General features: G+C 72.9%; 24 protein-coding genes. 12 read left to right on the top strand and 12 right to left on the bottom strand.

Annotated elements, in window-relative coordinates:
• Complete coding sequence (gene moaA, locus OAW74_RS03450) at positions 1–1,065, bottom strand: GTP 3',8-cyclase MoaA (RefSeq protein ID WP_262872937.1); 1,065 nt, start codon at positions 1,063–1,065, stop codon at positions 1–3.
• Positions 1,066–1,188: 123 nt separating this feature from the next.
• Between moaA and OAW74_RS03445 the strand changes: the two genes are divergently transcribed.
• The 4 genes from OAW74_RS03445 to cydC all read left to right on the top strand — a co-directional run bounded on the left by OAW74_RS03445 (position 1,189) and on the right by cydC (position 7,130).
• Positions 1,189–2,634 carry a cytochrome ubiquinol oxidase subunit I gene (locus OAW74_RS03445; protein WP_262872936.1) on the top strand — a complete coding sequence of 482 codons (1,446 nt, stop codon included), beginning with the start codon at positions 1,189–1,191 and terminating at the stop codon, positions 2,632–2,634.
• A gap of 12 nt (positions 2,635–2,646) precedes the next feature.
• Positions 2,647–3,675: a cytochrome d ubiquinol oxidase subunit II gene (gene cydB, locus OAW74_RS03440; RefSeq protein WP_262872935.1), complete on the top strand. Its 1,029-nt coding sequence runs from the start codon at positions 2,647–2,649 to the stop codon at positions 3,673–3,675.
• Between the two features lie 108 nt (positions 3,676–3,783).
• Positions 3,784–5,466, top strand: a complete 1,683-nt coding sequence (gene cydD, locus OAW74_RS03435) for a thiol reductant ABC exporter subunit CydD (protein WP_262872934.1) — start codon at positions 3,784–3,786, stop codon at positions 5,464–5,466.
• Positions 5,463–7,130 carry a thiol reductant ABC exporter subunit CydC gene (gene cydC / locus OAW74_RS03430; RefSeq protein ID WP_262872933.1) on the top strand — a complete coding sequence of 556 codons (1,668 nt, stop codon included), beginning with the start codon at positions 5,463–5,465 and terminating at the stop codon, positions 7,128–7,130. The genes cydD and cydC overlap by 4 nt, the downstream gene beginning before the upstream one ends.
• A gap of 3 nt (positions 7,131–7,133) precedes the next feature.
• Here cydC and OAW74_RS03425 read toward each other — a convergent pair whose 3' ends face one another.
• The 5 genes from OAW74_RS03425 to OAW74_RS03405 form a co-directional block, all read right to left on the bottom strand.
• On the bottom strand, positions 7,134–7,730 hold the full coding sequence (locus tag OAW74_RS03425) for a GNAT family N-acetyltransferase (RefSeq protein WP_262872932.1): 597 nt from the start codon (positions 7,728–7,730) through the stop codon (positions 7,134–7,136).
• 30 nt (positions 7,731–7,760) lie between these two features.
• The gene (locus OAW74_RS03420) at positions 7,761–8,864 is read right to left on the bottom strand and encodes a sulfate/molybdate ABC transporter ATP-binding protein (protein ID WP_262872931.1); all 1,104 of its coding nucleotides are present in this window, start codon (positions 8,862–8,864) and stop codon (positions 7,761–7,763) included.
• On the bottom strand, positions 8,861–9,673 hold the full coding sequence (locus OAW74_RS03415) for an ABC transporter permease (RefSeq protein ID WP_262872930.1): 813 nt from the start codon (positions 9,671–9,673) through the stop codon (positions 8,861–8,863). Before OAW74_RS03415 ends, OAW74_RS03420 begins: the two co-directional genes overlap by 4 nt.
• A gap of 73 nt (positions 9,674–9,746) precedes the next feature.
• The gene (gene modA, locus OAW74_RS03410; RefSeq protein WP_262872929.1) at positions 9,747–10,535 is read right to left on the bottom strand and encodes a molybdate ABC transporter substrate-binding protein; all 789 of its coding nucleotides are present in this window, start codon (positions 10,533–10,535) and stop codon (positions 9,747–9,749) included.
• 1 nt (position 10,536) lies between these two features.
• Positions 10,537–10,929, bottom strand: a complete 393-nt coding sequence (locus OAW74_RS03405; protein ID WP_262872928.1) for a TOBE domain-containing protein — start codon at positions 10,927–10,929, stop codon at positions 10,537–10,539.
• Positions 10,930–11,063: 134 nt separating this feature from the next.
• Between OAW74_RS03405 and OAW74_RS03400 the strand changes: the two genes are divergently transcribed.
• The 6 genes from OAW74_RS03400 to OAW74_RS03375 are packed head-to-tail and all read left to right on the top strand — an operon-like array spanning position 11,064 to position 15,048.
• A complete protein-coding gene (locus tag OAW74_RS03400; protein WP_262872927.1) occupies positions 11,064–12,191 on the top strand; it encodes a ThiF family adenylyltransferase in 1,128 nt (375 codons plus the stop codon).
• The gene (locus OAW74_RS03395; RefSeq protein ID WP_262872926.1) at positions 12,188–13,423 is read left to right on the top strand and encodes a molybdopterin molybdotransferase MoeA; all 1,236 of its coding nucleotides are present in this window, start codon (positions 12,188–12,190) and stop codon (positions 13,421–13,423) included. The genes OAW74_RS03400 and OAW74_RS03395 overlap by 4 nt, the downstream gene beginning before the upstream one ends.
• A gap of 20 nt (positions 13,424–13,443) precedes the next feature.
• Complete coding sequence (gene moaC / locus OAW74_RS03390) at positions 13,444–13,920, top strand: cyclic pyranopterin monophosphate synthase MoaC (RefSeq protein WP_262872925.1); 477 nt, start codon at positions 13,444–13,446, stop codon at positions 13,918–13,920.
• Positions 13,917–14,555: a molybdenum cofactor guanylyltransferase gene (gene mobA / locus OAW74_RS03385; RefSeq protein WP_262872924.1), complete on the top strand. Its 639-nt coding sequence runs from the start codon at positions 13,917–13,919 to the stop codon at positions 14,553–14,555. The genes moaC and mobA overlap by 4 nt, the downstream gene beginning before the upstream one ends.
• On the top strand, positions 14,552–14,815 hold the full coding sequence (locus tag OAW74_RS03380; protein WP_262872923.1) for a DUF6457 domain-containing protein: 264 nt from the start codon (positions 14,552–14,554) through the stop codon (positions 14,813–14,815). Before mobA ends, OAW74_RS03380 begins: the two co-directional genes overlap by 4 nt.
• Complete coding sequence (locus OAW74_RS03375; RefSeq protein WP_262872922.1) at positions 14,815–15,048, top strand: MoaD/ThiS family protein; 234 nt, start codon at positions 14,815–14,817, stop codon at positions 15,046–15,048. The genes OAW74_RS03380 and OAW74_RS03375 overlap by 1 nt, the downstream gene beginning before the upstream one ends.
• Before the next feature lie 7 nt (positions 15,049–15,055).
• Here the strand turns inward: OAW74_RS03375 and OAW74_RS03370 are convergent, their stop codons facing one another.
• From OAW74_RS03370 to OAW74_RS03345, 6 genes are all read right to left on the bottom strand, one after another.
• On the bottom strand, positions 15,056–15,484 hold the full coding sequence (locus tag OAW74_RS03370; protein ID WP_262872921.1) for a molybdenum cofactor biosynthesis protein MoaE: 429 nt from the start codon (positions 15,482–15,484) through the stop codon (positions 15,056–15,058).
• Complete coding sequence (locus OAW74_RS03365) at positions 15,484–15,966, bottom strand: MogA/MoaB family molybdenum cofactor biosynthesis protein (RefSeq protein ID WP_262872920.1); 483 nt, start codon at positions 15,964–15,966, stop codon at positions 15,484–15,486. Before OAW74_RS03365 ends, OAW74_RS03370 begins: the two co-directional genes overlap by 1 nt.
• A 9-nt stretch (positions 15,967–15,975) precedes the next feature.
• Positions 15,976–17,529: an SDR family oxidoreductase gene (locus tag OAW74_RS03360; protein WP_262872919.1), complete on the bottom strand. Its 1,554-nt coding sequence runs from the start codon at positions 17,527–17,529 to the stop codon at positions 15,976–15,978.
• A 67-nt stretch (positions 17,530–17,596) separates the two neighbouring features.
• On the bottom strand, positions 17,597–20,119 hold the full coding sequence (locus tag OAW74_RS03355) for an FdhF/YdeP family oxidoreductase (RefSeq protein ID WP_262872918.1): 2,523 nt from the start codon (positions 20,117–20,119) through the stop codon (positions 17,597–17,599).
• Positions 20,120–20,173: 54 nt separating this feature from the next.
• Entirely contained in the window at positions 20,174–22,132 is a 1,959-nt protein-coding gene (locus tag OAW74_RS03350; RefSeq protein ID WP_262872917.1) for a DUF853 domain-containing protein, read from the bottom strand.
• A 5-nt stretch (positions 22,133–22,137) separates the two neighbouring features.
• Positions 22,138–22,794 carry a phosphatase PAP2 family protein gene (locus OAW74_RS03345; protein ID WP_262872916.1) on the bottom strand — a complete coding sequence of 219 codons (657 nt, stop codon included), beginning with the start codon at positions 22,792–22,794 and terminating at the stop codon, positions 22,138–22,140.
• Positions 22,795–22,929: 135 nt separating this feature from the next.
• Here OAW74_RS03345 and OAW74_RS03340 point away from each other — a divergent pair, with 135 nt between their 5' ends.
• Positions 22,930–23,634, top strand: a complete 705-nt coding sequence (locus OAW74_RS03340; RefSeq protein WP_262872915.1) for a DUF3105 domain-containing protein — start codon at positions 22,930–22,932, stop codon at positions 23,632–23,634.
• The gene (locus OAW74_RS03335) at positions 23,631–24,293 is read left to right on the top strand and encodes a DUF305 domain-containing protein (protein WP_262872914.1); all 663 of its coding nucleotides are present in this window, start codon (positions 23,631–23,633) and stop codon (positions 24,291–24,293) included. The genes OAW74_RS03340 and OAW74_RS03335 overlap by 4 nt, the downstream gene beginning before the upstream one ends.
• The last annotated feature ends 16 nt before the right edge of the window (positions 24,294–24,309 follow it).

Raw genomic sequence — 24,309 nt, 5'->3', positions numbered from 1 at the left:
TCAGCCCCCGATCGCGTTCATGCCGCGCGCCGGCTGCAAGAAGGAGGGGTCGTCGATGGCGTGACCGGGGAGCTTGCCGGCGACGCAGGAGCGCAGCATCCGCTCCACCGAGCCGCCGCTGCCGCGGAGCACCGGCAGCAGGTCGTACTCGCTCGTCGAGAAGAGGCAGTTGCGCAGCTGACCGTCGGCGGTCAGCCGCAGCCGGTCGCAGTCGCCGCAGAACGGCGCCGTGACCGATGCGATCACCCCGACCGTGGCCGGGCCGCCGTCGAGCACGAAGCGCTCGGCCGGCGCTCCGCCGCGCCCCGGCACCGCGGCGAGGGTCCACCGCTGCGCGAGGGCAGTGAGGATCTCGTCGCGCGTGACCATCTGCGTGCGGTCCCACGTGTGGCCGGCATCGAGCGGCATCTGCTCGATGAACCGCATCTGCGCGTCGTGCGCGAGGGCGAACTCCACCAGGTCGACCAGCTCGCCGTCGTTGACCCCGCGCATCGCGACGGCGTTGAGCTTGAGCGGGCGCAGTCCGGATGCCGCGGCCGCCGCGATGCCGTCGAGCACATCGTCGAGGCGGTCGCGGCGGGTGAGGGCGAGGAATCGCTCGCGGTCGAGCGTGTCGATCGAGATGTTCAGGCGCGACAGCCCCGCCTCGACGAGCTCGGGCAGCACCTCCCGCAGGCGGATGCCGTTGGTCGTCATGGCGATCTCGACGCGCTCCCCCGACGGCGTGCGCAGCGCCGCGAGCCGGCGCACCACCTCGACGATGTCGGTGCGCAGCAGCGGCTCGCCGCCGGTCAATCGGAACGTCGTGATGCCGCACTCCGCCGCGGTGCCGGCCACCCGCACGATCTCGTCGAGGGTGAGGATGCTCGTGCGGGCGAGCCACTCGTTGCCCTGCTCGGGCATGCAGTAGGTGCAGCGCAGCGAGCAGCGGTCGGTGAGCGAGACGCGGAGGTCGCGGTGCACGCGACCGAAGCGGTCGACGAGCGGGCCGGAGGCGGCGGCATCCGCATCGGCGTGCCGGCGCTCGGGAGGGCGCGTCGCGAGCGTGAGCGGAACGGCGACCATGCGCTTCAGGCTACCGTCGGGGCGGCCGCACGGGGCGTCGGCTTATTTTGCACGGCCCGCTCACCTACCCTGGCTGAGAGTGCGCTGTGTACCGTGACCTTCAGATAGGTGGAAGGGGTTCCCATGGATCTGCTCGACCCGCTCCTGCTCGCGAGGTGGCAGTTCGGACTGACGACGCTGTACCACTTCCTCTTCGTGCCGCTGACGCTGGGGATGGCGCTGACCGTCGCGATCTTCCAGACCGCCTGGTTCCGCACCGGCAACGTGAAGTGGCTGCACCTGACGCGCTTCTTCGGCAAGATCTTCCTGATCAACTTCGCCATGGGCGTGGTCACCGGCATCGTGCAGGAGTTCCAGTTCGGCATGAACTGGTCGAGCTACTCGCGCTTCGTCGGCGACGTGTTCGGCGCCCCGCTGGCCTTCGAGGGCCTCATGGCCTTCTTCTTCGAGGCCACCTTCATCGGCCTATGGATCTTCGGGTGGGACAAGCTTCCCAAGGGACTCCACCTGGCGAGCATCTGGATCGCGACCATCGGCGCGTGGTTCTCGGCCTACTTCATCCTCGCCGCCAACGCTTTCATGCAGAACCCGGTGGGCTACCAGATGGCCGCCGACGGCGGACGCGCCGAGATGACCGACTTCTTCGCGGTGCTCACCAATCCCGTCGCCCTCGCGGCCCTCCCCCACACACTGACCGCCTCGTTCATGTTCACCGCGGGCGTCATCATCTCGATCGCCGCGTGGCACCTCATGCGCAAGCAGAACGTCGAGACCATGCGTTCGGCGCTCAAGTACGGACTGTGGGGGATGCTGGTGGGCTTCGCCCTCGTCTTCCTCTCCGGCGACCAGCTCTCGATCGTAATGGTGCAGACCCAGCCGATGAAGATGGCCGCCGCCGAGGCGATGTTCGACACCGCGTGCGGGGCCGACGCCTCGTTCTCGCTCTTCTCGATCGGCACGCCCGACGGCACCGGCGAGATCTGGTCGCTGCGGGTGCCCTACCTGCTCGCCGTGCTGTCGACCCATACGTTCGACGGCTGCGTCGAGGGCATCAACGACCTCAACGCCCTCTACACGACCGAGATGTTCCCGCAGTTCGCCGACCAGGTCGGCGGCAGCTTCGCCCCCGTGCTGTGGGTCACCTACTGGGCGTTCCGCTGGATGATCGGCCTGGGCGCCATCGGCGCGCTGGTGGCAGTGGTCGGGCTCTGGCTGACCCGCAAGAACGCCAAGCGCGATGTGCCGCAGTGGGCGTGGAAGCTCGCGGTGTGGTCGTGGCCGGCGTCGCTGTTCGCGATCCTCGTCGGGTGGGTCTTCACCGAGATGGGCCGCCAGCCCTGGATCGTGTTCGGCCTCATGCTCACCGAAGACGGCGTCTCGCCGAGCGTTCCGGGGTGGAGCGTGCTGATCTCGCTCATCGCGTTCACCGCGATCTACGCGGCCCTGGCCGTGGTCGAGGCGGGGCTGATCATCAAGACCGCGAAGACCGGCCCCGATCCCCTCCCCGGCCCCGACGATCCGCATCCGTCGGAGATGTCGGTCGAAGACACCCCCACGACGGTCTACTGAGAGGCGACGGACATGGATCTCGCATACGTCTGGTTCTTCATCGTCGGCGTGCTCTTCGTGGGCTACTTCGTGCTCGACGGCTTCGACTTCGGCGTCGGCATGTCGCTGCCTTTCCTCGGCAAGGACGACATCTCCCGCCGGCAGATCATCAACACGATCGGCCCCGTGTGGGACCTCAACGAGACGTGGGTCATCGTGGCCGGCGCGTGCCTGTTCGCCGCGTTCCCGGAGTGGTACGCGACGCTGTTCAGCGGCTTCTACCTCGCGTTGCTGCTGATCCTGCTGGCCCTCATCGCCCGCGGCGTCTCGTTCGAGTACCGCCACCAGCGCGAGTCGCTGAAGTGGAAGCGCGGCTTCGACACGATGATCGTCGTCGGCTCGGTCGTGCCGGCGCTGCTGTGGGGCGTGGCCGTCGGCAACATCGTGCAGGGCGTGCCGCTGGACGCCGACCACGAGTTCACCGGTTCGCTGCTGACTCTCCTCAACCCCTACGGTCTGTGGGTGGGCGTGACGACGCTGCTGCTGTTCTGGCTGCACGGCGTGTACTTCATCGGCCTGAAGACCGACGGGCAGGTGCAGCAGGACGCCATGCGGCTGGCGCGGCGTCTGGCCGCCCCGACGGTGGTCTTCGCCGCCGGCTGCGTCATCTGGACGACGGTGATCGCGGCGGGGCGCGAGGCCCCGCTGCTGTGGCTGTCGGTGACGTGCGGCGTCATCGCCGCCGTGGCGCTGCTGGCCTCGCTCGCGGCGAACTGGGTCAAGCGCGACGGGTGGGCCTTCACCGCCGGCGCCGTCACGATCGTCTTCGCCGTGCTGACACTGTGGCTGGCCCTCTTCCCGTACGTGATGCCGTCGTCGACCGACATCGCCAACAGCCTCACGATCGAGAACGCGTCGAGCACCGACTACACGCTGACGATCATGACCTGGGCCGCCGTCATCTTCCTGCCGCTCGTGCTGCTCTACCAGGGGTGGACGTACTGGATCTTCCGCAAGCGCGTCACCCGCTCCCGCATCGAGCAGGCCGCCGCCGCCCACTGATCCCCCCGCCCCATTCCGTTTACGGTCACGACGCGCCGCGCCCCGGTGAGATCGACGCGGCGCGTCGTGACCGTAACCGACACAGACCGCGCGTGGGAGGATCGTCGTATGGCTTCTGACGACGCGGACGCTGCGCCGCGCACCGGCATGAAGCCCGTCGATCCCCGGCTGCTGCGCTACGCGCGCGCCTCTCGCGGCTTCTTCGTCGCGATCGGCGCGATCGCCTTCGCGCAGACCGTGATCGTCGTGCTGTTCGCCTGGCTGCTCACCCGCGCGATCACCGGTGCGATCGACGGGATGCCGAGGCCACAGTTCGCCTCGACGCTCGCGTGGCTGGCGGCGACGGTCGCGGCGCGCGCCGCGCTGCTGTGGGCGCGCGAATACGTCGCCGCGCGAGCAGCGGCGCGGGTCGAGGCGCAGTTGCGCGACCGGCTCGTGGGGGCCGTCGACGCGCTCGGACCGGCGTGGCTCACGACGCAGAACACCGCGAAGCTCGCCGTGACGGCGGGCAGGGGCCTCGACTCCCTCGACGCCTACTTCGGCCGCTACCTCCCCCAACTCGTCTCGACGGTCGTGGCGACGCCCATCATCGTGCTGGTGATGTGGTGGCAGGACTGGATCTCGGGCCTGACCGTCGTGCTCACCCTGCCCCTCATCCCCGTGTTCATGGTGCTGATCGGCATGGCCACCAGATCGGTGCAGCAGAAGCAGTGGCAGACGCTGCAGCGGCTCGCGGCGCGCTTCTCCGACACGGTGCAGGGCCTGTCGACGCTCAAGGTGTTCGGACGTCAGCACCGGGCCGCAGACTCCATCCAGCGCGTCACCGAGACCTACCGCGCCGAGACCATGCGCGTGCTGCGGGTCTCGTTCCTCTCCGGCTTCGCCCTGGAGTTCCTGGCCTCCATCTCGGTCGCGATCGTGGCCGTCTCGATCGGCTTCCGCCTCATCGACGGGTCGCTGATGCTCGCCGTCGGCCTGTTCGTGCTGCTGCTGGCACCCGAGGCCTACCTGCCCCTCCGACAGGTGGGTGTGCAGTTCCACGCCGCCAGCGAAGGGGTCGCCGCCACCGACGACGTATTCGCCGTGCTCGACGCAGCCAGGGCGCTGCCGCCCGCCGGCAGCACGCCCTCCGTGACGGCGCAGGCAGCATCCGTGGATCGAGGGATGCTGCGCCTGGAGGCGGTGGCGGTGCAGCGCGGCGAGCGCACGCTCGCGCCCGTGTCTCTCGAGGTGCGCTCCGGCGAAGTGGTGCTGCTGGAAGGACCGAGCGGATCGGGCAAGTCGAGCGTCATCGCGGCCCTGCGCGGCGCCGCCACGTTCACGGGCGGCGCGCACTGGGGCGGCGTGGATGTGCGCTCGGCGTCGCCGTCGACCTGGCTGGGCTGGGCGGGGCAGCAGCCGGGACTTGTCGCGGGCCTCGTCGCCGATAACGTCGCGCTCGGCGACGACTCCCCCGACCCCGCGCTCGTCGCCCGCGCCCTGGATCTCGCCTGCGCCGACCTCGACCCCGATCTGCCCCTGGGCGTGCAGGGCGCCGGTCTCTCGGGCGGACAGGGCCAGCGCGTCGCCGTCGCCCGCGCGTTCTACCGGCACCTGCGCGGCCTCGCGCCCGTCATCGCGCTCGACGAGCCGAGCTCGGCGCTCGACTCCGCGACCGAGGAGCGCCTGTGGGCGGCGACGCGATCGCTGGCCGACGCGGGCGCGGCCGTGCTGCTGGTCTCGCACCGCACGAGCGCCCGCGCGATCGCCGACCGGGTGATGCGGCTGGAGCCTGCGGAGGTGCTCGCATGACCTCGGCCGCCGACGTGCTCCGAGGGGCCATGCCGCCCGCACGCCGATTCTGGCCGGGCGCGGCCTCGGGATTCCTCTCCGAGGCGTCGGCGGTGGCGCTGCTGGCCGTCAGTGCCTGGCTCATCGTGCGCGCGAGCGAGCAGCCTCCCGTGATGTATCTGTCGGCGGCCGTCGTGGGCGTGCGCCTGTTCGCCCTGAGCCGCGCGTCGTTCCGCTACCTGGAGCGCCTCGCCGGGCACGACGCCGCCCTGCGCCAGCTCGCCTCGACCCGCACCGATCTCGTGCGCAGGCTCGTGCCGCTGGCTCCCGACGGGCTCGGCCGCACGGGCCGCGGGTCGGTGCTGGGCGCGCTCGTCGACGACGTCGACGAGCTGCAGAACCTGCCGCTGCGGGTCGTGCAGCCACTCATGTCTTCGGCGGCGGTGGCCCTCGGCGCCGTCGTGCTGGTCGCGTTCGTGTCGTGGCCGGCCGCCCTGACGCTGCTGGGCTGCCTCGTCGTCGCCGGGGCGGTGGCGACGCTGTGGGGGTGGGCGGCCGGTTCCCGTGCGGAGGGCACGATCGCTCCGCTCCGAGGGCGCCTGGCCGGCGCCCTGGTCGACCACCTCGGCAGCCTCGAGGTGCTGCAGGCGTGCGGCGCCGAGGCGCGCAGTCGCGACCGCATCCGCGCACTCGATGCCGACCTGCGCCGGGCCGCGGTGCGTCGCGCAGGAGCGCAGGCGGGCACCTCGGCGCTCGTCTCGCTGGCCGCCGGCGCCGCCTCGATCGTCGCGGTGCTGGCCGCCGCGCCCGCGCTGACGACGGGTGAGCTCGCTGCGCCGGCGTTCGCCGTCGCGGTGCTCGTGCCGATGGCGGTGTTCGAGGTGTTCGCCGCCGTTCCGCTGGCCGCCTCGTCGTGGCGCCAGGTGCACGCCGCCGCCAGGCGCATCGCCCTGGCGCTGCCCGCGGACCTGCCGGACGGGCTCGTCGACGAGGCCTCGACGCCGGCGACCGATGCCGCCCCCTCGCTCGGCGACGGCATCCGGCTGCACGGCGTCGCCGCCCGCTGGCCGGGCTCCTCCTCGGCGTCGCTGCGCGACGTGCGGTTCGAGGTGCGACCGGGCGAGCGCGTGCTCGTGGTGGGCTCGAGCGGTGCGGGCAAGACCACCCTCGCGCATGTGCTCGTGCGCTTCCTCGAGATCGAGGGCACGTACGAGCTCGGCGGCACCGCCGTGGGCGAGCTCGACCCCGACGACGTGCGGCGCGTCGTCGGGCTGTGCGAGCAGCATCCGATGCTGTTCGACGAAGACATCCGCCAGAATCTGCTGTTCGCCCACGACACGGCCACCGACGCCGAACTCGAAGCCGCGCTCGAACGGGTCGGGCTCGGGCCGTGGCTCCGCGAGCGCGGCGGCCTCGATGCGCGGGTCGGCGAGCGCGGCGCACTCGTCTCGGGCGGCCAGGCGCAGCGCATCGCGCTGGCCCGCGCGCTGCTGCACGGCTTTCCCGTGCTGGTGCTCGATGAGCCGACCGCCGGCGTCGACCCTGAGGCCTCCGATGCTCTGCTCCGCGATCTGCTGGGCGCGGTCGGCGACGACCAGGCGGTCGTGCTCATATCGCATGTCACCGTTCCCGACGAGCTCGTCGACCGCGTCGTGCGACTCGAGCACGGCGCCCTCGCCGGCTGAGCGCTACAGCGCCATGCCGAACGCCCGCACGCCCTCGTGCGCCGGGATCTCGGCGAACCCGAGCCGGGGGTAGAACCCGATCACCCCGGCGTTGTTCGCGTCGGCGACCAGGTGCAGCCCGGTCACGCCGGCCTCGCGGAGGGCGGCGACGTACGTGTCGATGAGCCGGCGCCCCCACCCCTGCCCCTGCAGGTCAGGCAGCAGGTCGATGTGCAGATGCGCGGGGTGGTCGGTCGAGAAGGGCTCGGCGCCGGGGCGGCGACCGTAGGCGTAGAGCAGAATGCCGTCCTGACGGGTCGTCTCGGCCTCTGGCCGGGGCCAGCGGTCGGCGAAGCGCGGCCACCAGGCCTCGGCGAACCACTCCTCGAACGCGTCGGTGTCCGGCGCTCCGACGAGATACCCGGCCGGCTCCCCGTCGTCGCCCTGAACGACCCACGCCCATTCCGGGTGGCGCGCCACGTAGGGCAGCACGAAGATCTCGGCCCACAGATCGTCGTCGGCGAGCACGCCCGTCGCGTCGGCTCCGGCATCCGCGGTGCGCAGGCAGATCTCGGCGAGCGCCGGCTCGTCACCTGGACGGAAGGGGCGGATGCTGCTCACCTGCGCGAGTCTGCCAGAACCCGCGCGGCCTCACACCGGCAGCAGCCGCACATCCGACGGCTTGACGCTCAGGCGCACCGGATCGCCGGGGGTCAGCTGCAGCTCGGCGACGCGGTCGACCGGCAGGTCGACGGCGAAGCGGGGCTCCGCGGTGTGCACGCGCACACCGGCGGGGGTCTGCTCGAGCCGCACGATGCGCGCGAGCCACGTGTTGGGCGTCACCTCCTCGACGCGGGCGAGGCGCAGCGCGCCCGTCCACGACAGATCGGCTGGACGCTCGAGCACCACCGATCCCGGCCGCACGAGAGCGGCGAGCGCGGCGCCGTCGGCGACCTTGGTGTGCGCGCGAGCTGTGAGCACGACGGCGGGTTCGCCTCCGCTGTGCCACGCGCCGGCTCTCGCCGTGCCCTGCACCCGGTTGACCCCCGCGGCGACCGCGACGAAGCGGGTCGCGGGAGCGGCGAGCACCTCGCGCACCGGCCCCTGCTGCGTCACCGCACCGGCCTCGATGACGACCAGGCGCTGCGCGAGGGCGACGGCGTCGACGGTGTCGTGGGTCACCACGAGTGCCGTCGTGCGGGTGGAGACGAGCTGGTGGTGCAGCAGCGCCCTGATGTCGCCCGCCGTCTCGGCATCGAGGGCCGTGAGCGGCTCGTCGAGCAGCAGTAGGCGCGGCTCGGTCGCCAGCGCGCGCGCGAGGGCGACCCGCTGCTGCTGGCCGCCGGACAGCTCGCGCGGTGCGTGGTCGCCGAAGCCGTCGAGCCCCACGTTCCACAGCCATTCGTCGGCGCTGCGGGCGGCCTGCTCTCGCTCGACCCCGCGCGCCCGCAGGCCGAAGCCGACGTTCTGTCGCGCCGTCATGTGGGGGAACAGATGAGGCTCCTGCCCCAGCAGTACGATGCCGCGGCGGGACGCCGGCACCCGACGGCGCTGCAGGTCGACGCCGTCGAGCTGCACGGTGCCGCTCTCGGGGCGCAGCAGCCCCGCGATCACGGCGAGCAGGGTCGACTTGCCTGCGCCGCTCGGGCCCATGACGCCGACGATCTCGCCGGGCGCCGCGGAGACCTCCGCGTCGAGGCGGAAGCCGCCCTTGCGCGGCGCCACGACGTGCGCCCGCAGCGCCCCGCCGGTCATCGCGGCGCTCCCGGCCGCCAGCCGCGCACGAGCAGCAGCACGGCGATGGCCGTCACCAGCAGCAGCAGCGAGAGCGCCACGGCGGTGCCCTGACCCACTCCCGAGCCGTTGAAGGCCGTGTAGATCGCCAGCGGCATCGTCTGGGTGACTCCGGGGGCGTTGCCGGCGAACAGCGCCGTGGCGCCGAACTCGCCGAGCGCACGCGCGAAGCACAGGATGGTGCCGGCCACGAGCCCCGGCGCCGCCAGCGGCAGCGTCACCCTGGCCAGCGTGCGCCAGCGGCCGGCGCCGAGCGACGCGGCGGCGCGCTCGTAGCCGACCCCCACGGTGCGCAGAGACCCCTCGACGGTGAGGACGAGAAACGGCAGGGCGACGAACACCTGTGCGATCACGACGGCGGCGGCTGTGAACGGGATGCGCAGCCCCCACCACTGGTCGAGCAGCGCGCCCAGCGGCGCGCTGCGCCCCAGCAGGAACAGCAGGGCGACACCGCCGACCATGGGCGGCAGCACGAGCGGCACCGTCACGAGCACGCGCAGCGCCGCCGACAGCCCGGGGCGCGCCCGCGCGATGATCAGCGCCAGCGGAACCCCCAGCAGCACGCACACGGCGGTGGCGACCGATGCCGTCACGAGCGACAGCCAGAGCGCCGAGAGGGCCTGAGGAGACGTGATGTCGCCCCACAGCGTCGACCAGTCGACGCGGCCGATGAGAGCCGCCAGCGGCAGAACGAGCAGGGCGAGGCCGATCAGTGCGGGCACGGCGAGCACGCCGGGCACGAAGCCGCGGGTCTCGCGCGATCCGCTCACGCGTCCCACCCTCTCACGGGGCGAGGGGCGCGGTCACGTGTCGACGCCCGCAGCGCGGGTGCCGGCATGCGGGTCAGGGGGCGCCGAAGCCGAGGCCGGCGAGGATCTGCTGCCCCTGCTCCCCGCACACGAACGCCACGAAGGCGGCCGCGGCCTCGGGGTTCGGCGCGTCGTCGAGGGCGACGATCGGGTAGCGGTTGACGACGTCGGCGGCGCCCTCCGGGACGATGCTCTCGACGTCGTCGCGGCCGATCACATCGGTCGCGTAGACGAGCCCCGCGTCGGCCTCGTCGGCTGCGACCTTGGTCAGCACGGCGGTGACGTTCTGCTCGGAGCTGGCAGGTGTCACCTCGACACCGGCGCCTTCGAGCAAGGTCTGCGAGGCCGACCCGCACGGCACCTCGACGGCACACAGCACCGTCGTCACCGACGGCAGATCGTCGAGTCCCGTCACGCCGGCGGGGTTTCCCGCGGGCACCGCGATGACGAGGGTGTTCGTCGCGAACAGCTGCGGGTCTGCGGCAAGGCCACCGTCGGTGACGGTCGCCATGTTCTTCTCGTCGGCCGAGGCGAACACGTCGACCGCGGCTCCCTCGACGATCTGGGTGGCCAGCGTGCTCGAGCCGTCGTAGGTGATCGGCTCGACGTCGACGCCGGGGTAGGCGCTTTCGAAGGCCCCGGCGATGTCGTCGAAGGCGGCGCCGAGCGAGGCGGCCGCGAAGACGGTGAGGGTGCCGGTCGGACCGGTCTCGCTGATCGATTCGGAGGGCGCGGCGCCGGGGGCGTCGGCCGTGCCGGCGCAGCCGGTGAGCAGGAGTGCCGCGGCGGCCGCGGCGGCCAGCAGGATCGGGGGTGTGCGCATCTCAGTCTTTCGGGGTCTCGACGATGACGGTGGTGGCCTTGACGACGGCGACGGCGAGTGAGCCGACCTCGAGTCCGAGCTCGCGCACGGCCTCCGACGACATCAGCGACACCACGCGGTGGGGGCCCGCCTGGATGTCGACCTGCGCCATCACGCCGTCGACCTGCAGTCGGGTCACGATGCCGACGAATCTGTTGCGCGCGCTCGAGAGCACGCCGGCCGGATCGGGCGGAGCCGCCGCCAGCTCCACGGCGCGGGCGGCGAGCGCGTCGCCGGGGATGCGCGCGGGCGCTCCGCCGTCAGTGGGCAGGTGTCCCTGGTCGACCCAGCGCCGTACCGTGTCGTCGGAGACTCCCAGCAGCTGCGCGGCTTCTGCGATGCGATAGCTCGTCACGGCCTCACCCTATCTCCGCGGATGCGGCAGCATCCAATCCGATCATCCGCTGTTGCGGGAATCACTCGACGCATCCGCTGCGTGCAGACTGAGCGGAACGCCCGAGCGCGGTGACCGCCGCCTACGCTGGAGCAATGCCACTGCCGCCGCTGGTCGAGCCCGTCGCCGCCCTCAGTGCCGCGGAATCCGCGCGCACGGCGCGCCACCGCGTCCTCGCCGGTCTCGGCGATCTCGGCCAGCGCCGGCTCTCCGCCGCGCACATCGCCATCGTCGGTGCGGGCGGACTCGGTTCGCCCGCCGTGCTGGCTCTCGCCGCCGCCGGCGTCGGCACCCTCACCGTCATCGACGACGACCTCGTCGAGGTCGCGAATCTGCAGCGCCAGGTGATGCACCGCGCGGGCGACGTCGGCCGCCGCAAGGTCGACAGTGCGGTGCGCGTGGGCGCCGACCTCTCGCCCGAGACCCAGGTCGTGGCTGTGGCGGAGCGGCTGCACGCAGGCAACGCCGAGCGGCTGCTCGCCGGAGCACACGTCGTGCTCGACGGCAGCGACACCTTCGACACCCGTGCCGCCGTGGCCGCCGCATGCGAGCGGCTCGGCACGCCGCTCGTGTGGGGCACGGTGCAGGAGTTCTGCGGCCAGCTGACGGTGTTCTGGTCGGCTCCCCCTGCCGGCCTGTCGCCGGTGGTGCTGGGCGACCTCTATCCGCCCTCGACCGTCGGCGAGCCGCCCTCGTGCTCGGCCGTGGGGGTGCTCGGCGCACTGTGCCTGCAGGTCGGGGCGCTCATGGCCACCGAGGCCGTGAAGCTCATCGCCGGCATCGGCGAGCCGCTCGTGGGCCGCGTGCTGCTGATCGACGCGCTGCGCGCCCGTCAGACGGAGGCGCCGCTGCGCCCCGCCGCCGCACGGGATGCGGATGCCGCCGCCACGACTCCCCCGCCGCTCGCCGTCGCCGACCTCGAGGCCGCCCTCGCCTCCGGCGCCGTGCTGATCGACGTGCGCGAGGGCCACGAGGTCGCCGCCGGCGCGATCGACGGATCCGTGCACGTGCCGCTGGCCGCCGTACTGGCCGATCCGGCCTCGACGGCCGCCCGGTTCGACGGGCACCGCGTCGTCGTGGTGTGCGCCGCGGGGGCGCGCGCCGCTCAGGCTGCCCGTGCGCTGCGCGGCGAAGGCGCCGACGCCGTCGTACTGGCGGGCGGCATGGCGGCGTGGACGCTCGCGCACGACCGGCACACCGCCCAGACGGCGGTCGCCCGGTGAGCGGGCTGCGCACGGTCGAAGAGCAGCTCGAGCGCGTGCTGGCCGCGGTGCGCCCGCTCGAGGCCCACGTCGTGCCCGTCCCGGCCGCGATCGGCCGCACCCTGCGCGAGCCCCTGCGCGCCGCCGTCGACATCCCGGTGTTCGACAACTCCGCGATGGACGGCTTCGCGGTGCGGTTCGCCGATGTCGCCGATGCCTCACCCGATCGCCCTGCCCGACTGCAGGTGGTCGCCGATCTCCCGGCCGGCACCGCCCTCGACCCTGCACTGCGGGCCGGTCAGGCCGCCCGCATCATGACCGGCTCGCCCGTGCCCACGGCAGCCGACGCGATCGTTCCGTTCGAAGACACGGCGGGAGGGCTGGCGGACTCGCTCGGCGAGATCGAGGTGCGCCACGCGCCCGCGGCCGTCGGCGCCCACATCCGCCGCCGTGGCGGCGACGCCCGCACCGGCGACGAGCTGCTGCCGGCCGGGGTCGCTCTCGGCCCGCTGCAGCTGGCCGCAGCCGCAGCCGCGGGAGTCGCCGAGGTCGTCGTCTCGCGCGCGCCCCGCGTGATCGTGGTCTCGACGGGGTCCGAGCTCGTCGCCCCCGGCCTGCCGCTCACGCACGGCCAGATCCCCGAGTCCAACAGCGAGCTGCTGGCGGGGCTCGTCGCCGAGGCCGCGGGCGAGGTCGTGCTGCGCACCACGGTCGCCGACGACGGCGACGGCCCGGCGCGCATCGTCGCCGAGGCGGGGCGGCTCGGCGCCGACGTCGTCGTCTTCTCAGGGGGCGTCAGCGCGGGCGCCTACGAGGTCGTCAAGAACACCCTGGGCGAGGTCATGGAGTTCGCCAGGGTCGCGATGCAACCGGGAAAGCCGCAGGGGTTCGGGGCGACTGCAGGCGGCGTGCTGCTGTTCGGCCTGCCGGGCAATCCCGTCAGCGCCGCCGTGTCGTTCGAGGTGTTCGTGCGGCCTGCGCTCCTCGCCCTGCAGGGCCGCAGCGACCTCGAGCGGCCGCGGATGCTGCTGCCCGCCGCATCCGCATGGCGCACCCCGCCCGGCCGTCGCCAGTACCTTCCCGCCGTCATCGACCGCACCGACCCCGCCCGCTGGACGGTGGCCCCCGCCACGGGAGGCGGCTCGGCCTCGCACCTGGCGGGTGGGCTCGCCCGCGCGCAGGCGTGGGCGATCGTGCCGGCCGAGACGGCCGAGGTGGCCGTGGGCGATGCGGTCGAGGTGATGCTGCGATGAACGATGGGATGCTGTCAGACATGGGTTTCACGCACCTCGACGAGTCCGGCCACGCGCGCATGGTCGACGTCACCGACAAGCAGCCGACCGTGCGAGCGGCGACCGCGCGAGGCTTCGTGCGGTGCGCGGCGCCGGTGGTCGCGGCCCTGCGCGACGGCGCCGTGCCCAAGGGCGACGTGCTCGCCGTCGCCCGCATCGCCGGCATCCAGGCCGCCAAGCGCACGCCCGACCTGCTGCCGCTCGCCCACGTGATCGGGGTGCACGGCGCCGTCGTCGACCTGCGCATCGACGACGACGGCGTCGCGATCGAGGCGACCGTGCGCACCGCAGACCGCACCGGGGTGGAGATGGAGGCGCTGACGGCCGTGTCGGTCACCGCGCTCGCGATCGTCGACATGGTCAAGGGCCTCGACAAGGGCACCGCGATCGAGAACGTGCGCGTCGTCGCCAAGACGGGCGGCCGCAGCGGCGACTGGACGCGCCCGGGCGAGCCGTGAGCGCCCCTCCGTACGGTGCCGTGCTGCTGGCGGGGGGCCGTGCGACGCGCATGGGCGGCGCCGCCAAGCCGCTGATAGAGGTGGGCGGGCGCTCGATGCTGGCCCGCGCCGTCGACGCCGTACACGGTGTCGGCGCCGCGCCGATCGTGATCGTCGCGGATCCCGTGGCGGGTTTCGCCGCCGGCGACGCGCGCGTGCAGTGGGTGCGCGAAGACCCGCCCTTCGCCGGGCCCGCCGCAGCGATCGTCGCGGCGCTGCGCCCCCTGGAGGACGAGCAGCCGCCGCACACCCCCCGCTGGACCTTCGTGCTGGCCTGCGACCTCCCCCGCGTCGACCGCGCCGTGCGACAGCTGCTCGATGACAGTGTGCTGCTGCCCTCCGACACCGAGGGCGTGTGCCTGGCCGACGCGGGCGGCAGACCGCAGTGGCTGACGGGCCTCTATCGCACCGATGCCCTCCGTCGGGCGGCCGCCGCGATGCCCGATGCGGCGCGCGACGCCCCGATGCGCGCCCTGCTCGACGACCTCGCCATCGCCGTGGTGCGCGACCGCGACGGCGGCGCGCGCGACGTCGACACGTGGGAGGATCTGACCGCGGCGCTCGGCGCCGCACCCGACACCCAGGAGCACCGATGAGCGAGCGCACCCTTCCTCCGGAGGCCCTCGACGCGTGGGCCGCTGCCCTGCGCGAGCGCTTCGACCTCGCCGCAGGCGACGTGCCGATCGCGCTGATCCTCGAGCTGGCCGCGTCTGTCGCCCACGGGGTCGCCCGCCCTGCGGCACCCTTCAGCGCCTTCGTCGCGGGCCTGGTCGCCGGACGCACCGGCGGCACGCCCGAGCAGGTGCGCGAGACGGTCGCCGCGATCGCCCAGCTCGCCGAGGGCTGGCAGGGCTGATGGCGCACGTCAGGTTCTTCGCCGCCGCGCAGGAGGCGACCGGACGCGACGACGAGCGGCGCGACGAGCGCACGCTCGGCGCCCTCAGAGCCGGGCTGACCGCCGACCACCCGGCGCTGGCCGGCATCCTCCCCCGCTGCGCCGTGCTCGTGGCAGGTTCCCGCGTCGACGACGCCGCACCCCTCGACGACGATGTGCTCGTCGACGTGCTGCCGCCCTTCGCCGGCGGCTGACAGGCGACTACCCGCCGATGCCCTTCCAGGCGGCCGTGCCGTCGGCTTCGACCTGTCGCTTCCACACCGGCAGGGCGCGCTTGATCTCTTCGATGAGGTCGCGGCAGATCTCGAACGCCTCGGCGCGGTGCGGCGTCGCCACCGCGATCACGACGGCGGCGTCGCCCACCTCGAGCCGCCCGACGCGGTGACTGACCGCCACGAGGGCTGGGGCTGTTCCGATGGCGCGCACGGCGATGTCGTGCAGCGTCGCCTCGGCGTCGGGGTGGGCCGAGTACTCCAGCGCCACGACGTCGCCGCCCGCATCGGGGTCGTGGTCGCGCACCGTGCCGACGAACGACGTGACGGCGCCGGCCGTGCGGTGCTGCACGGCGGCGAGGTGCGCGTCGACATCGAGCGGCTCGGCGCTGATCCGGGCGATCTGCACTCCGCGCATCAGTGGTCCCCTCCCGCGAGCTGATCGACGACGTGCCGGGCGACCGACACGATCACCGGCACACCGGTGCGCACGGCCCGTTCCGAGCCGGGCAGATTCACCACCAGAGACCCGCCTCCGTCGGTCTCGATCACCCCGGCGAGACCTCGCGAGAGCATGCCGGCGGGCTTCTCGGCGGCGCCGAGGCGGCGCAGCTCCTCGGCGATCCCCGGCACCTGGCGGCTCAGCACGCCCGCCGTGCCCTCGGGGGTGCGGTCACGGGGGCCCAGCCCCGTGCCGCCGGTCGTGACGACCAGCCGGGCGCCGGAGGCCACGGCATCCGTGATCGCCTGCGCGACGGAATCGGCGCCATCGGGCACGACGACGGCGTCGTGGCACTCCCAGCCGGCGTCGCGGAGCGCCGTGACGGCGACGGGACCGCTCGTGTCGGCACGAGTGCCGGCGGCCGATCGATCGGAGACGGTGATGACGACGGCGCGCATCGTCTCAGCTTAGGAGGTCGGCGCAGGAACCTTCTGGGCGGGCCGCCCGGCCGCCTCGGTGATGCGCGCGGTCATGCTGCGGAAGATGAGTCCGTGGAACGGGAGGACGGCCAGCCAGTACAGGCGGCCGAGCAGCCCCCGCGGGAAGAAGACGGCGCGCTGATCGTAGCGGGATCCCCCGCCCTCCGCACTGACGCGCAGCTCGAGCCACGCGAGGCCGGGCACCCGCATCTCGGCGCGCAGCCGCAGCAGGCTCCCCGGCTGCACGGTCTCGACGCGCCAGAAGTCCACGGCGTCGCCGACGCTCACTCGCGACCGGCTGCGGCGCCCCCTGGACAGGCCCACTCCCCCCACCAGCCGGTCCATGAGGCCGCGCAGACGCCACAGCGCCGGTGTCGAGTACCAGCCGTTGTCACCGCCGATGCCGGCGACCACGGCCCAGAGCCGCTCGGGCGCGGCGTCGCACACGGCGCTGCGCTCGTCGGTGAACACGGTGCGCCCCGCCCACTCGGGGTCGCTCGGCAGCGGATCGCTGGGCACCCCCGACACCTCGCCGTCGCGCCAGCTCGTCTCCACGCTGTCGGCGCGCTCCCTGCCCAGGGCGAGTTCGACCGCGCGGCGGTAGGGCGTGAGACCCGCCTCGGGCGGCGGGATGATCTCGTCGACGGCCCTGTCGTCCATGACGCACTCGTTCTGCAGCGACTCCACGAGGGGCCTGGCCAGTGCCCGCGGTACGGGGGTCACCAGGTTCACCCACAGCGAGGCGAGGCGGGGCGTGAGCACCGGCAGCGCCGCGATCGGGCGCTGGCGGAGCCCCGCCGCGACCGCGTAGCCGTTCATCATCTGGCCGTACCGCAGCATGTCGGGTCCGCCGATGTCGACGGCGCGGTTGACCGCCCCGTCCACCCTGGCGGCGCCGAGCAGATAGTGCAGCACGTCGCGCACCGCGATCGGCTGGATGCGGTTGCGCACCCATCGGGGCGCCGGCATGTACGGCAGCACGTCGGTGAGGTGCCTGATCATCTCGAACGACGCCGAGCCGGAGCCGATCACGACGCCGGCCTGCAGCACGAGGGCGGGAACGCCGCCCGAGAGGAATACCTCGCCCACCTCCACTCGGGAGCGCAGGTGCGCGCTCAGGCGCACGCCGGACGGATGCAGCCCGCCGAGGTACACGATGCGCCCCACCCCCGCCGCGGCCGCCGCCGCAGCCACCGCGCGGGCCGCGCTGAGGTCGTCGCGCTCGAATCCCGCGCCGGCGGCGAGCGAGTGCACGAGGTAGTACAGCACGTCGACGTCGCGGCAGGCCGCGGCGACGGCCGTCTCATCCTGAGCGGCGCCGGCGACGACCTCGACGTCGTCGCCCCAGTCGAATGCCGTGACGCGCTCGGGGCGCCGCGCCAGCACGCGCACCCGGTAGCCGGCTGCCACCAGACGAGGCACGAGCCGTCCGCCGATGTAGCCGGTCGCTCCCAGCACGAGCGCGATCGGCATCGTGCCGTCGGGGCGTTCCTGCGCGCGCAGCGCGGGCTCGCGTCCGGTGGGGGCGGAGAGCTCTGTCATGACTGCGACGGTACGCGGCGGCATCCGTCGCCGGCGCGGGGTTGCGCGATCGGACCGGTCGTGCTTGTCAGCCGCGCCGCTCGAACCGCACGACCACCGACTTCGAGGTGGGGGTGCCCGACACATCGGCGACCGAATCCAGCGGCACGAGCACGTTGGTCTCCGGGTAGTAGGCGGCGGCGTTGCCCCGCGGCGTCGCATAGGCCACGAGCCGGAATTCCTCGGCGCGACGCTCCTCGACGTGCCCGTCGGCGGCGGTCCACTCCGACACGAGGTCGACCACGTCGCCGTCGAGAAAGCCCGCCGCGGCGATGTCGTCGGCGTGGGCGAGCACGACGCGCCTGCCGCCGTGGATGCCGCGGTAGCGGTCGTCTTTGCCGTAGATCGTGGTGTTGTACTGGTCGTGCGAGCGCAGGGTCTGCAGCAGCACGCGCCCGGCGGGGATGCGGGGGAACTCGAGCGGGTTCGCCGTGAAGTGGGCCAGGCCGCTCGTCGTGGCGAAGCGGCGCTCGTCCCGAGGCCCATTCGGCAGGAATAAGGTGCGCCCCTTGTCGATGCGCCGGTCGTAGTCGTCGAACCCGGGGATCACCGCCGCGATGTGCGCGCGGATGAGCGCATAGTCGTTCTCGAGCGCCGCCCAGTCGGCACGCGGCACGTTCGACGGATGCCGCACCTCCGGCCCGTCGCTCCCCTCCGCCTCCTCGGCCTCCGGCCGCTCCGGGAGCCCGCGGTCGTGCTCGCCGGCACCGCCCCGCGCTCCCCCTCCTCGCTCGACGCGAGGAGATCCGGCCGGGCGAGGGCCCTTTCGACCCGAAGCGTCCTCGCTCCGCGAGATCTCCTCGCTCGAGGCGAGGGCAGGGGCGGATGCTGTCGGCTGACCCGCGAACAGCAGTCCGCACAGCCGCGCCACGATCGCGACTTCGCTGAGCAGGTCGTCGGCGGGCGGCGCGAGCCGCCCCCGCGAGGAGTGCACGGCGCCCATCGAGTCTTCGACCGAGACGCGCTGGTCGACGCCGCCGCGGCGGTCGCGGTCGGTGCGGCCGAGGGTGGGCAGGATGATGGCGCGGCGGCCGGTGACCACGTGCGAGCGGTTGAGCTTCGTCGAGACCTGCACCGTGAGCCCGACCGAGCCCAGCGCCGCCTCGGTCACGGCGGTGTCGGGGGTCGCCGAGACGAAGTTGCCGCCCATCGCGAAGAAGACGCGGCCTCGGCCGTCGCGCATCGCGCGGATCGCCTCGACGACGTCGTGGCCGTGCTCGCGGGGAGCGCGGAACGAGAATTCGCGGTCGAGCGCCGCGAGGAACGCCTCGGCGGGCTTCTCGTAGATGCCGACGGTGCGATCGCCCTGCACGTTCGAGTGCCCGCGCACGGGGCATACGCCCGCGCCGCGCCGCCCGATGTTCCCCTGCAGCAGCAGCACGTTCACGACGTCGCGCAGCGTCGGCACCGAGTGCTTGTGCTGCGTCAGGCCCATCGCCCAGCACACGATCGTGGCCTTCGATGCGCGCACGAGCTCCGCCACTCGGCGCAGCTCGTCTTCTGCGACGCCGGTCGCCTCGACGAGGTCGGCCCACGAGACCGCCGCGACCTCGGCGGCGTAGGCGTCGAACCCCGTCGTGTGCGCCGCGACGAAGGCGTGGTCGACGACCCCGCCCGAGCGCTCCTCGACCTCGAGCAGGTGCTTGCCGATCGCCTGGAAGAGGGCCTGGTCGCCGCCGAGGCGGATCTGCACGAACTCATCGGCGAGCATCGTTCCGCCGAGCATCACGCCCCGCGGCGTCTGCGGGTTCTCGAAGCGGATGAGGCCGGCCTCGGGCAGCGGATTGACCGCGACGATGGTCGCGCCGCGCTGCTTCGCCTTCTCGAGGGCCGACAGCATCCGCGGATGATTCGTGCCGGGGTTCTGTCCCGCGACGATCAGCAGGTCGGCGTCGTGGATGTCGTCGATCGAGACCGTGCCCTTGCCGATGCCGATCGTCTCGGTGAGGGCCGAACCGCTGGACTCGTGGCACATGTTGGAGCAGTCGGGCAGGTTGTTGGTGCCCAGGCCCCGCACGAGCAGCTGGTAGAGGAACGCCGCCTCGTTCGACGTGCGCCCCGATGTGTAGAAGATCGCCTCGTTCGGGTCGTCGAGATCGCGGAGGGCATCGGCGATCTCGCGCAGTGCGTCGTCCCACGAGAGCGGCCGGTAGTGCGTCGCGCCCTCGTCGAGGATCATCGGATGCGTCAGCCGCCCCTGCTGGCCGAGCCACCAGTCGTCGTGCGCGCGCAGGGCCGCCACCGAGTGCTCGGCGAAGAACTCGGGGCCCACCCGGCGCAGCGTCGCCTCTTCGGCGACGGCCTTGGCGCCGTTCTCGCAGAACTCGGCGACGTGCCGCTTGTCCTCCTCGGGCCATGCGCAGCCGGGGCAGTCGAAGCCGTCTCTCTGATTGACCCGCAGCAGCGTCTGCGCCGAGCGCACGAGCCCCATCTGGCGCTCCGAGATCTGCAGCGCGTGCAGCACGGCGGGCACGCCCACCGCGACCTTCCTGGGCTCGGTGACGCGCAGCCGCGCCTCGTCGATGTCGTGCTTCGGTGCCTTCGACGCCATGGTCCGATCGTACGGCGGATGCTGTCGCCACGGCGGTTCAGCAAAGCCTGCGGCTCACCGCCTGCTGTTGCCGAACATGCCCCTGATGACGGTGTTGAGCACCGACCGCGTGGTGGCGGAGCCCAGGATCTCCTCCAGCGGCGATTTCGTGCTCTTGCGCGTCGTGCGACTGGTGCCGGCGGTCTTCTTCAGCAGCCGCTCGTACTCCTGCTGGGCCTTGCGGTCGGCGGCGGCCTGCTGCTTGTCGATCGCGGCCTGCTGCTTGGCCAGCTCCGCCTCGGCCTTGGCCTTCTCGGCGGCGGCGGTGGCGGCAGCATCCGCGTCCTGCGCCGCCTTCATCTTGGCGGTGAGGATCTCGCGAGCCGACTCGCGGTCGATCGCGGTGCCGTACCTCGCCAGCAGCGGCGAGGCGTGCACGGCCCGCTCGATCTCGGGGTCGGGCGTGGGCGACATGAGGCCCTGCGGCGCGCGCAGCCTGGTCCACGCGACCGGCGTCGGCGCGCCCTTCTCGCTCATGACGGTGACGATCGCCTCGCCCGTGCCGAGCTCCTGCAGCACGCGCTCGAGGTCGTAGCCGCTCTTCGGGTAGGTGCCCACGGTCGCCCGCAGCGCCTTGGCGTCGTCGGGGGTGAAGGCGCGCAGGGCGTGCTGCACGCGCGAGCCGAGCTGGGCGAGCACGTCGCCGGGCACGTCTTTCGGCGTCTGCGTCACGAAGAAGACGCCGACCCCCTTCGAGCGGATGAGCCGCACCGTCTGCGTGATGGCGGCGAGGAAGTCCTTCGACGCGTCGCGGAACAGCAGATGCGCCTCGTCGAAGAAGAACACGAGCTTGGGCTTGTCGGCGTCTCCCACTTCGGGCAGCACCTCGAACAGCTCCGCCAGCAGGTACATCAGGAACGTCGAGAAGAGGGCCGGCTTGTCGGCCACCCCCGGCACCTCCAGGAGGTTCACGACCCCGCGGCCGTCGGGGGCGACGCGCAGCAGGTCGGTCACCGCGAACTCGGGCTCGCCGAAGAAGACGTCCGCCCCGTCGTCGGCGAAAGTGATGAGCTCGCGCAGGATCACCCCGGCCGTCGCCGCCGACAGTCCGCCGAGGTCTTTGAGCTCGACCTTGCCCTCGTCGCTCGTGAGGTAGGTCAGCACGGCGCGCAGGTCGCTGAGGTCGACCAGGGCCAGCCCGTGCGCGTCGGCGTAGTGGAACACGAGGCCCAGGCTCGACTCCTGCGTCGCGTTCAGCCCCAGCACCTTGCTCAGCAGCAGCGGCCCGAATCCGCTGACGGTCGCCCGCACCGGCACGCCCTTGCCGATGCCGCCGAGGGCGAAGTACTCGGTGACCGATGCCTCGGGCTTCCAGTCCTGGCCGATCGCCGCGGTGCGCGCCAGCAGCTTGTCGCTCGGCTCGCCCGGGGACGCCACCCCCGACAGGTCGCCCTTGATATCGGCGGCGAACACCGGCACGCCCTGGGCGGCGAGCTGCTCGGCGAGCCCCTGCAGGGTGCGGGTCTTGCCGGTTCCGGTGGCCCCGGCGACCAGCCCGTGGCGGTTCATCATGGCCAGCGGAATGCGGATCTGCGCCTCGGGCACCGGCTCGGTGTTCATCAGGGCGCCGAGGTCGAGCGTGGCACCCTCGAAGGTGTAGCCCTTCGCGATCGCGGCGATCTCGTCGGCGTCGAGCGGGCCGGCGGGCGGTGCCGCAGCATCCGGCTCCGGCGCGCTCGCGAGATCAGGTGATTCGGCTGAAGCAGGAGGCTTCTGGGCCGAATCGTCCTGTGTCGGCGAGATCTCCTGATCTGGCGGGGAGGCGGGAGCCACGGGCGGAGCGGATGCGGGGGCCGCGGGCGGAGCGGATGCGGGGGCCGCGGCACCCGCCGCCCTCGCCTGGGCGGCCGCGGCCTCTGCGGCCGCCAGCGCCGCCCTGGCCTGCGCGGCTCTGGCCTCGGCCTCGGCGGCTGCGGCTTCGGCGCGAAGGCGCTCGAGCTCTGCTTCGGCGGGATCGGGCTGGTCGGCGCTCATGGCGCTCACTCTAGCGACGGCGCTCCCGGTCGCACACGGGCGTCCTCTCGGGCGAGCGGCACGGCGAGAGCGGCGGCGACCAACAGGGCGGATGCCGCCCCCACGAGCGCCCCGCCGACCGTGTCGCTGAGCCAGTGCGCACCGAGGTAGGTGCGCGAGAAGGCCATCAGCACGACCCATCCCGCGCCGGCGATGGCGACCCACAGCCGGGGGAAGAGCATCCACAGCACCACGGCGAGGGTCGCGGCGTTCGCGACGTGACCCGAGGGGAAGGAGCCGTAGTCCGACACCACGATCATGTCTTCTGGCCGCGCGCGGCCGACGGCGTGCTTGAGCACCTGCACGAGGCCCGCCGACACCATCGAGGCCAGCAGGAACAGCAGCGCCCCCCACGGCCGCCGCGCGATCAGCAGCGCGAGCGCGCCGCCGAGCGGGACGACCCAGACGGCGAACCAGCCCCCGCCGAGAAAGTCCATGCCGTAGGCGAAGGCCAGCAGCACCGGGCCTCTGGCGCCGGCGAGCAGGTCCTGCCACCACGCGTCGATCGCCCAGGGCTGCGCGCCCAGGCCGACGGCGATGCCGACGCCCAGCAGCACGCCCGCCGCGAGCAGCCCCAGGCCGATCCACAGCGGCCGGGCGAAGGAGATCGGTTGAGGCGGCATCCCGCCATCCTGGCACGACGCACATCCTGGCCTTCTCCCAGCCTTCACCCCCATTCAGGCGCATAGGCTGGGATTCCGCCGCATCGCGGCGCCCGACCCGCCGCCCTCCCGAGGCCCGAGCCGAGAGCACAGCACATGTCCTCCTCCCCCAAGCGCACCAGCGGCAACCCCGCGACGCAGGCCAAGATCGACCTCACCGTCAAGCAGCAGCGCGAGCAGAAGCGCCAGGAGAAGCTCGCCGAGTACCAGCGGCAGCTCGCCAAGCGCCGCCGCTCGAAGGCCGTGTGGTGGACCGTCGGCTCCGTCGCGACCCTCGTGGTCGTCGCCCTCATCGTCGCCTCGGTCGTCTTGACGCCGCGCCCGGTCGAGATCGCCCGCGGCGACGGCGACGGCACCGGCATCTCGGGTCTTGAGACCTTCGAGAACACCGCGAACCACGTCGAAGGCACCGTCGACTACGCGCAGAACCCGCCTGCCGGCGGCGACCACAACGCCGTCTGGCTCAACTGCGGCGTCTACACCGAGCCGCAGCAGAACGAGAACGCCGTGCATGCGCTCGAGCACGGCGCCGTGTGGATCACCTACGACGCCGCCCAGGTCGACGATGCAGAGCTCGCCACCCTCAAGGCCCAGCTGCCCTCGAGCTACATCGTGCTCTCGCCCTACGACGGCCTCGACTCCCCCATCGTTCTCAGCGCCTGGAACGCGCAGGTCAAGGTCGACTCGGCCGACGACGAGCGCATCGGCGAGTTCCTGGCCGCCTACTGGCGCTCCACGAGCGCCCCCGAGCCCAACGCCGCCTGCACCGGCGGCATCGACGGCCCCGGCAAGGTCTCGTGACCGACGAACGGCAGGGCCCTGCCCGCATCTGGCCGTGGATGCTGGCGGTGCTGCTGATCGCCGGCGCCGCGTTCGCGATCGGCCGGTTCTCGACCTTCGGCGTCGCGCAGCAGACGGCGACGCCGACCTCCGACTCGGCCGAGGCGGGCTTCGCCCGCGACATGCAGGTGCATCACGCGCAGGCCGTCGAGATGGCGATGCAGGTGTACCGCACGACCGACGACGACACCGTGCGCGCCCTGTCGTACGACATCGCGACCGGCCAGTCCGCCCAGAAGGGCGAGATGTACGACTGGCTCGTACAGTGGGGCCTCCCGCAGGCCGACGGCCCGCTCATGAGCTGGATGGCGACCTCCGACGAGCACGCCGGCCACGGCGACACCGAGCAGCTCTCGACCGAGGAGCTCGAGGCCCAGATGGGCATGGCGACCGATGCCGAGCTCGCCGAGCTGAACGCGGCGACGGGCACCGAGGCCGACTGCCTGTTCCTGGGGCTCATGATCCGCCACCACGAGGGCGCCGTGCCGATGGCCGAGGCGGTCATCGAACTCGGGTCCCAGCCCCGCGTGCTGCAGTTCGCCCAGGCCGTCATCGAGACCCAGACGGCCGAGATCGACGCGATGCAGTCCGCTCAGGCCCGGCTCGGCTGCACCGGCTGAGCCCGAGCGGACGGCA

This window comes from Microbacterium fluvii, assembly GCF_025515205.1.
GTDB lineage: Bacteria > Actinomycetota > Actinomycetes > Actinomycetales > Microbacteriaceae > Microbacterium > Microbacterium fluvii.
This window is presented reverse-complemented; position numbering and strand designations above follow the sequence as displayed.

Bases quoted from the DNA above. Each gene is read 5' to 3' on its own strand.
- moaC (WP_262872925.1), top strand. From the start codon at position 13,444: ATGGGTTTCACGCACCTCGACGAGTCCGGCCACGCGCGCATGGTCGAC.
- OAW74_RS03445 (WP_262872936.1), top strand. From the start codon at position 1,189: ATGGATCTGCTCGACCCGCTCCTGCTCGCGAGGTGGCAGTTCGGACTG.
- OAW74_RS03400 (WP_262872927.1), top strand. From the start codon at position 11,064: ATGCCACTGCCGCCGCTGGTCGAGCCCGTCGCCGCCCTCAGTGCCGCG.
- OAW74_RS03360 (WP_262872919.1), bottom strand. From the start codon at position 17,529: ATGACAGAGCTCTCCGCCCCCACCGGACGCGAGCCCGCGCTGCGCGCG.
- OAW74_RS03340 (WP_262872915.1), top strand. From the start codon at position 22,930: ATGTCCTCCTCCCCCAAGCGCACCAGCGGCAACCCCGCGACGCAGGCC.
- OAW74_RS03350 (WP_262872917.1), bottom strand. From the start codon at position 22,132: ATGAGCGCCGACCAGCCCGATCCCGCCGAAGCAGAGCTCGAGCGCCTT.
- moaA (WP_262872937.1), bottom strand. From the start codon at position 1,065: ATGGTCGCCGTTCCGCTCACGCTCGCGACGCGCCCTCCCGAGCGCCGG.
- OAW74_RS03375 (WP_262872922.1), top strand. From the start codon at position 14,815: ATGGCGCACGTCAGGTTCTTCGCCGCCGCGCAGGAGGCGACCGGACGC.
- cydD (WP_262872934.1), top strand. From the start codon at position 3,784: ATGGCTTCTGACGACGCGGACGCTGCGCCGCGCACCGGCATGAAGCCC.
- OAW74_RS03365 (WP_262872920.1), bottom strand. From the start codon at position 15,966: ATGCGCGCCGTCGTCATCACCGTCTCCGATCGATCGGCCGCCGGCACT.
- OAW74_RS03355 (WP_262872918.1), bottom strand. From the start codon at position 20,119: ATGGCGTCGAAGGCACCGAAGCACGACATCGACGAGGCGCGGCTGCGC.
- OAW74_RS03420 (WP_262872931.1), bottom strand. From the start codon at position 8,864: ATGACCGGCGGGGCGCTGCGGGCGCACGTCGTGGCGCCGCGCAAGGGC.
- cydC (WP_262872933.1), top strand. From the start codon at position 5,463: ATGACCTCGGCCGCCGACGTGCTCCGAGGGGCCATGCCGCCCGCACGC.
- OAW74_RS03345 (WP_262872916.1), bottom strand. From the start codon at position 22,794: ATGCCGCCTCAACCGATCTCCTTCGCCCGGCCGCTGTGGATCGGCCTG.
- OAW74_RS03370 (WP_262872921.1), bottom strand. From the start codon at position 15,484: ATGCGCGGAGTGCAGATCGCCCGGATCAGCGCCGAGCCGCTCGATGTC.
- modA (WP_262872929.1), bottom strand. From the start codon at position 10,535: ATGCGCACACCCCCGATCCTGCTGGCCGCCGCGGCCGCCGCGGCACTC.
- OAW74_RS03380 (WP_262872923.1), top strand. From the start codon at position 14,552: ATGAGCGAGCGCACCCTTCCTCCGGAGGCCCTCGACGCGTGGGCCGCT.
- cydB (WP_262872935.1), top strand. From the start codon at position 2,647: ATGGATCTCGCATACGTCTGGTTCTTCATCGTCGGCGTGCTCTTCGTG.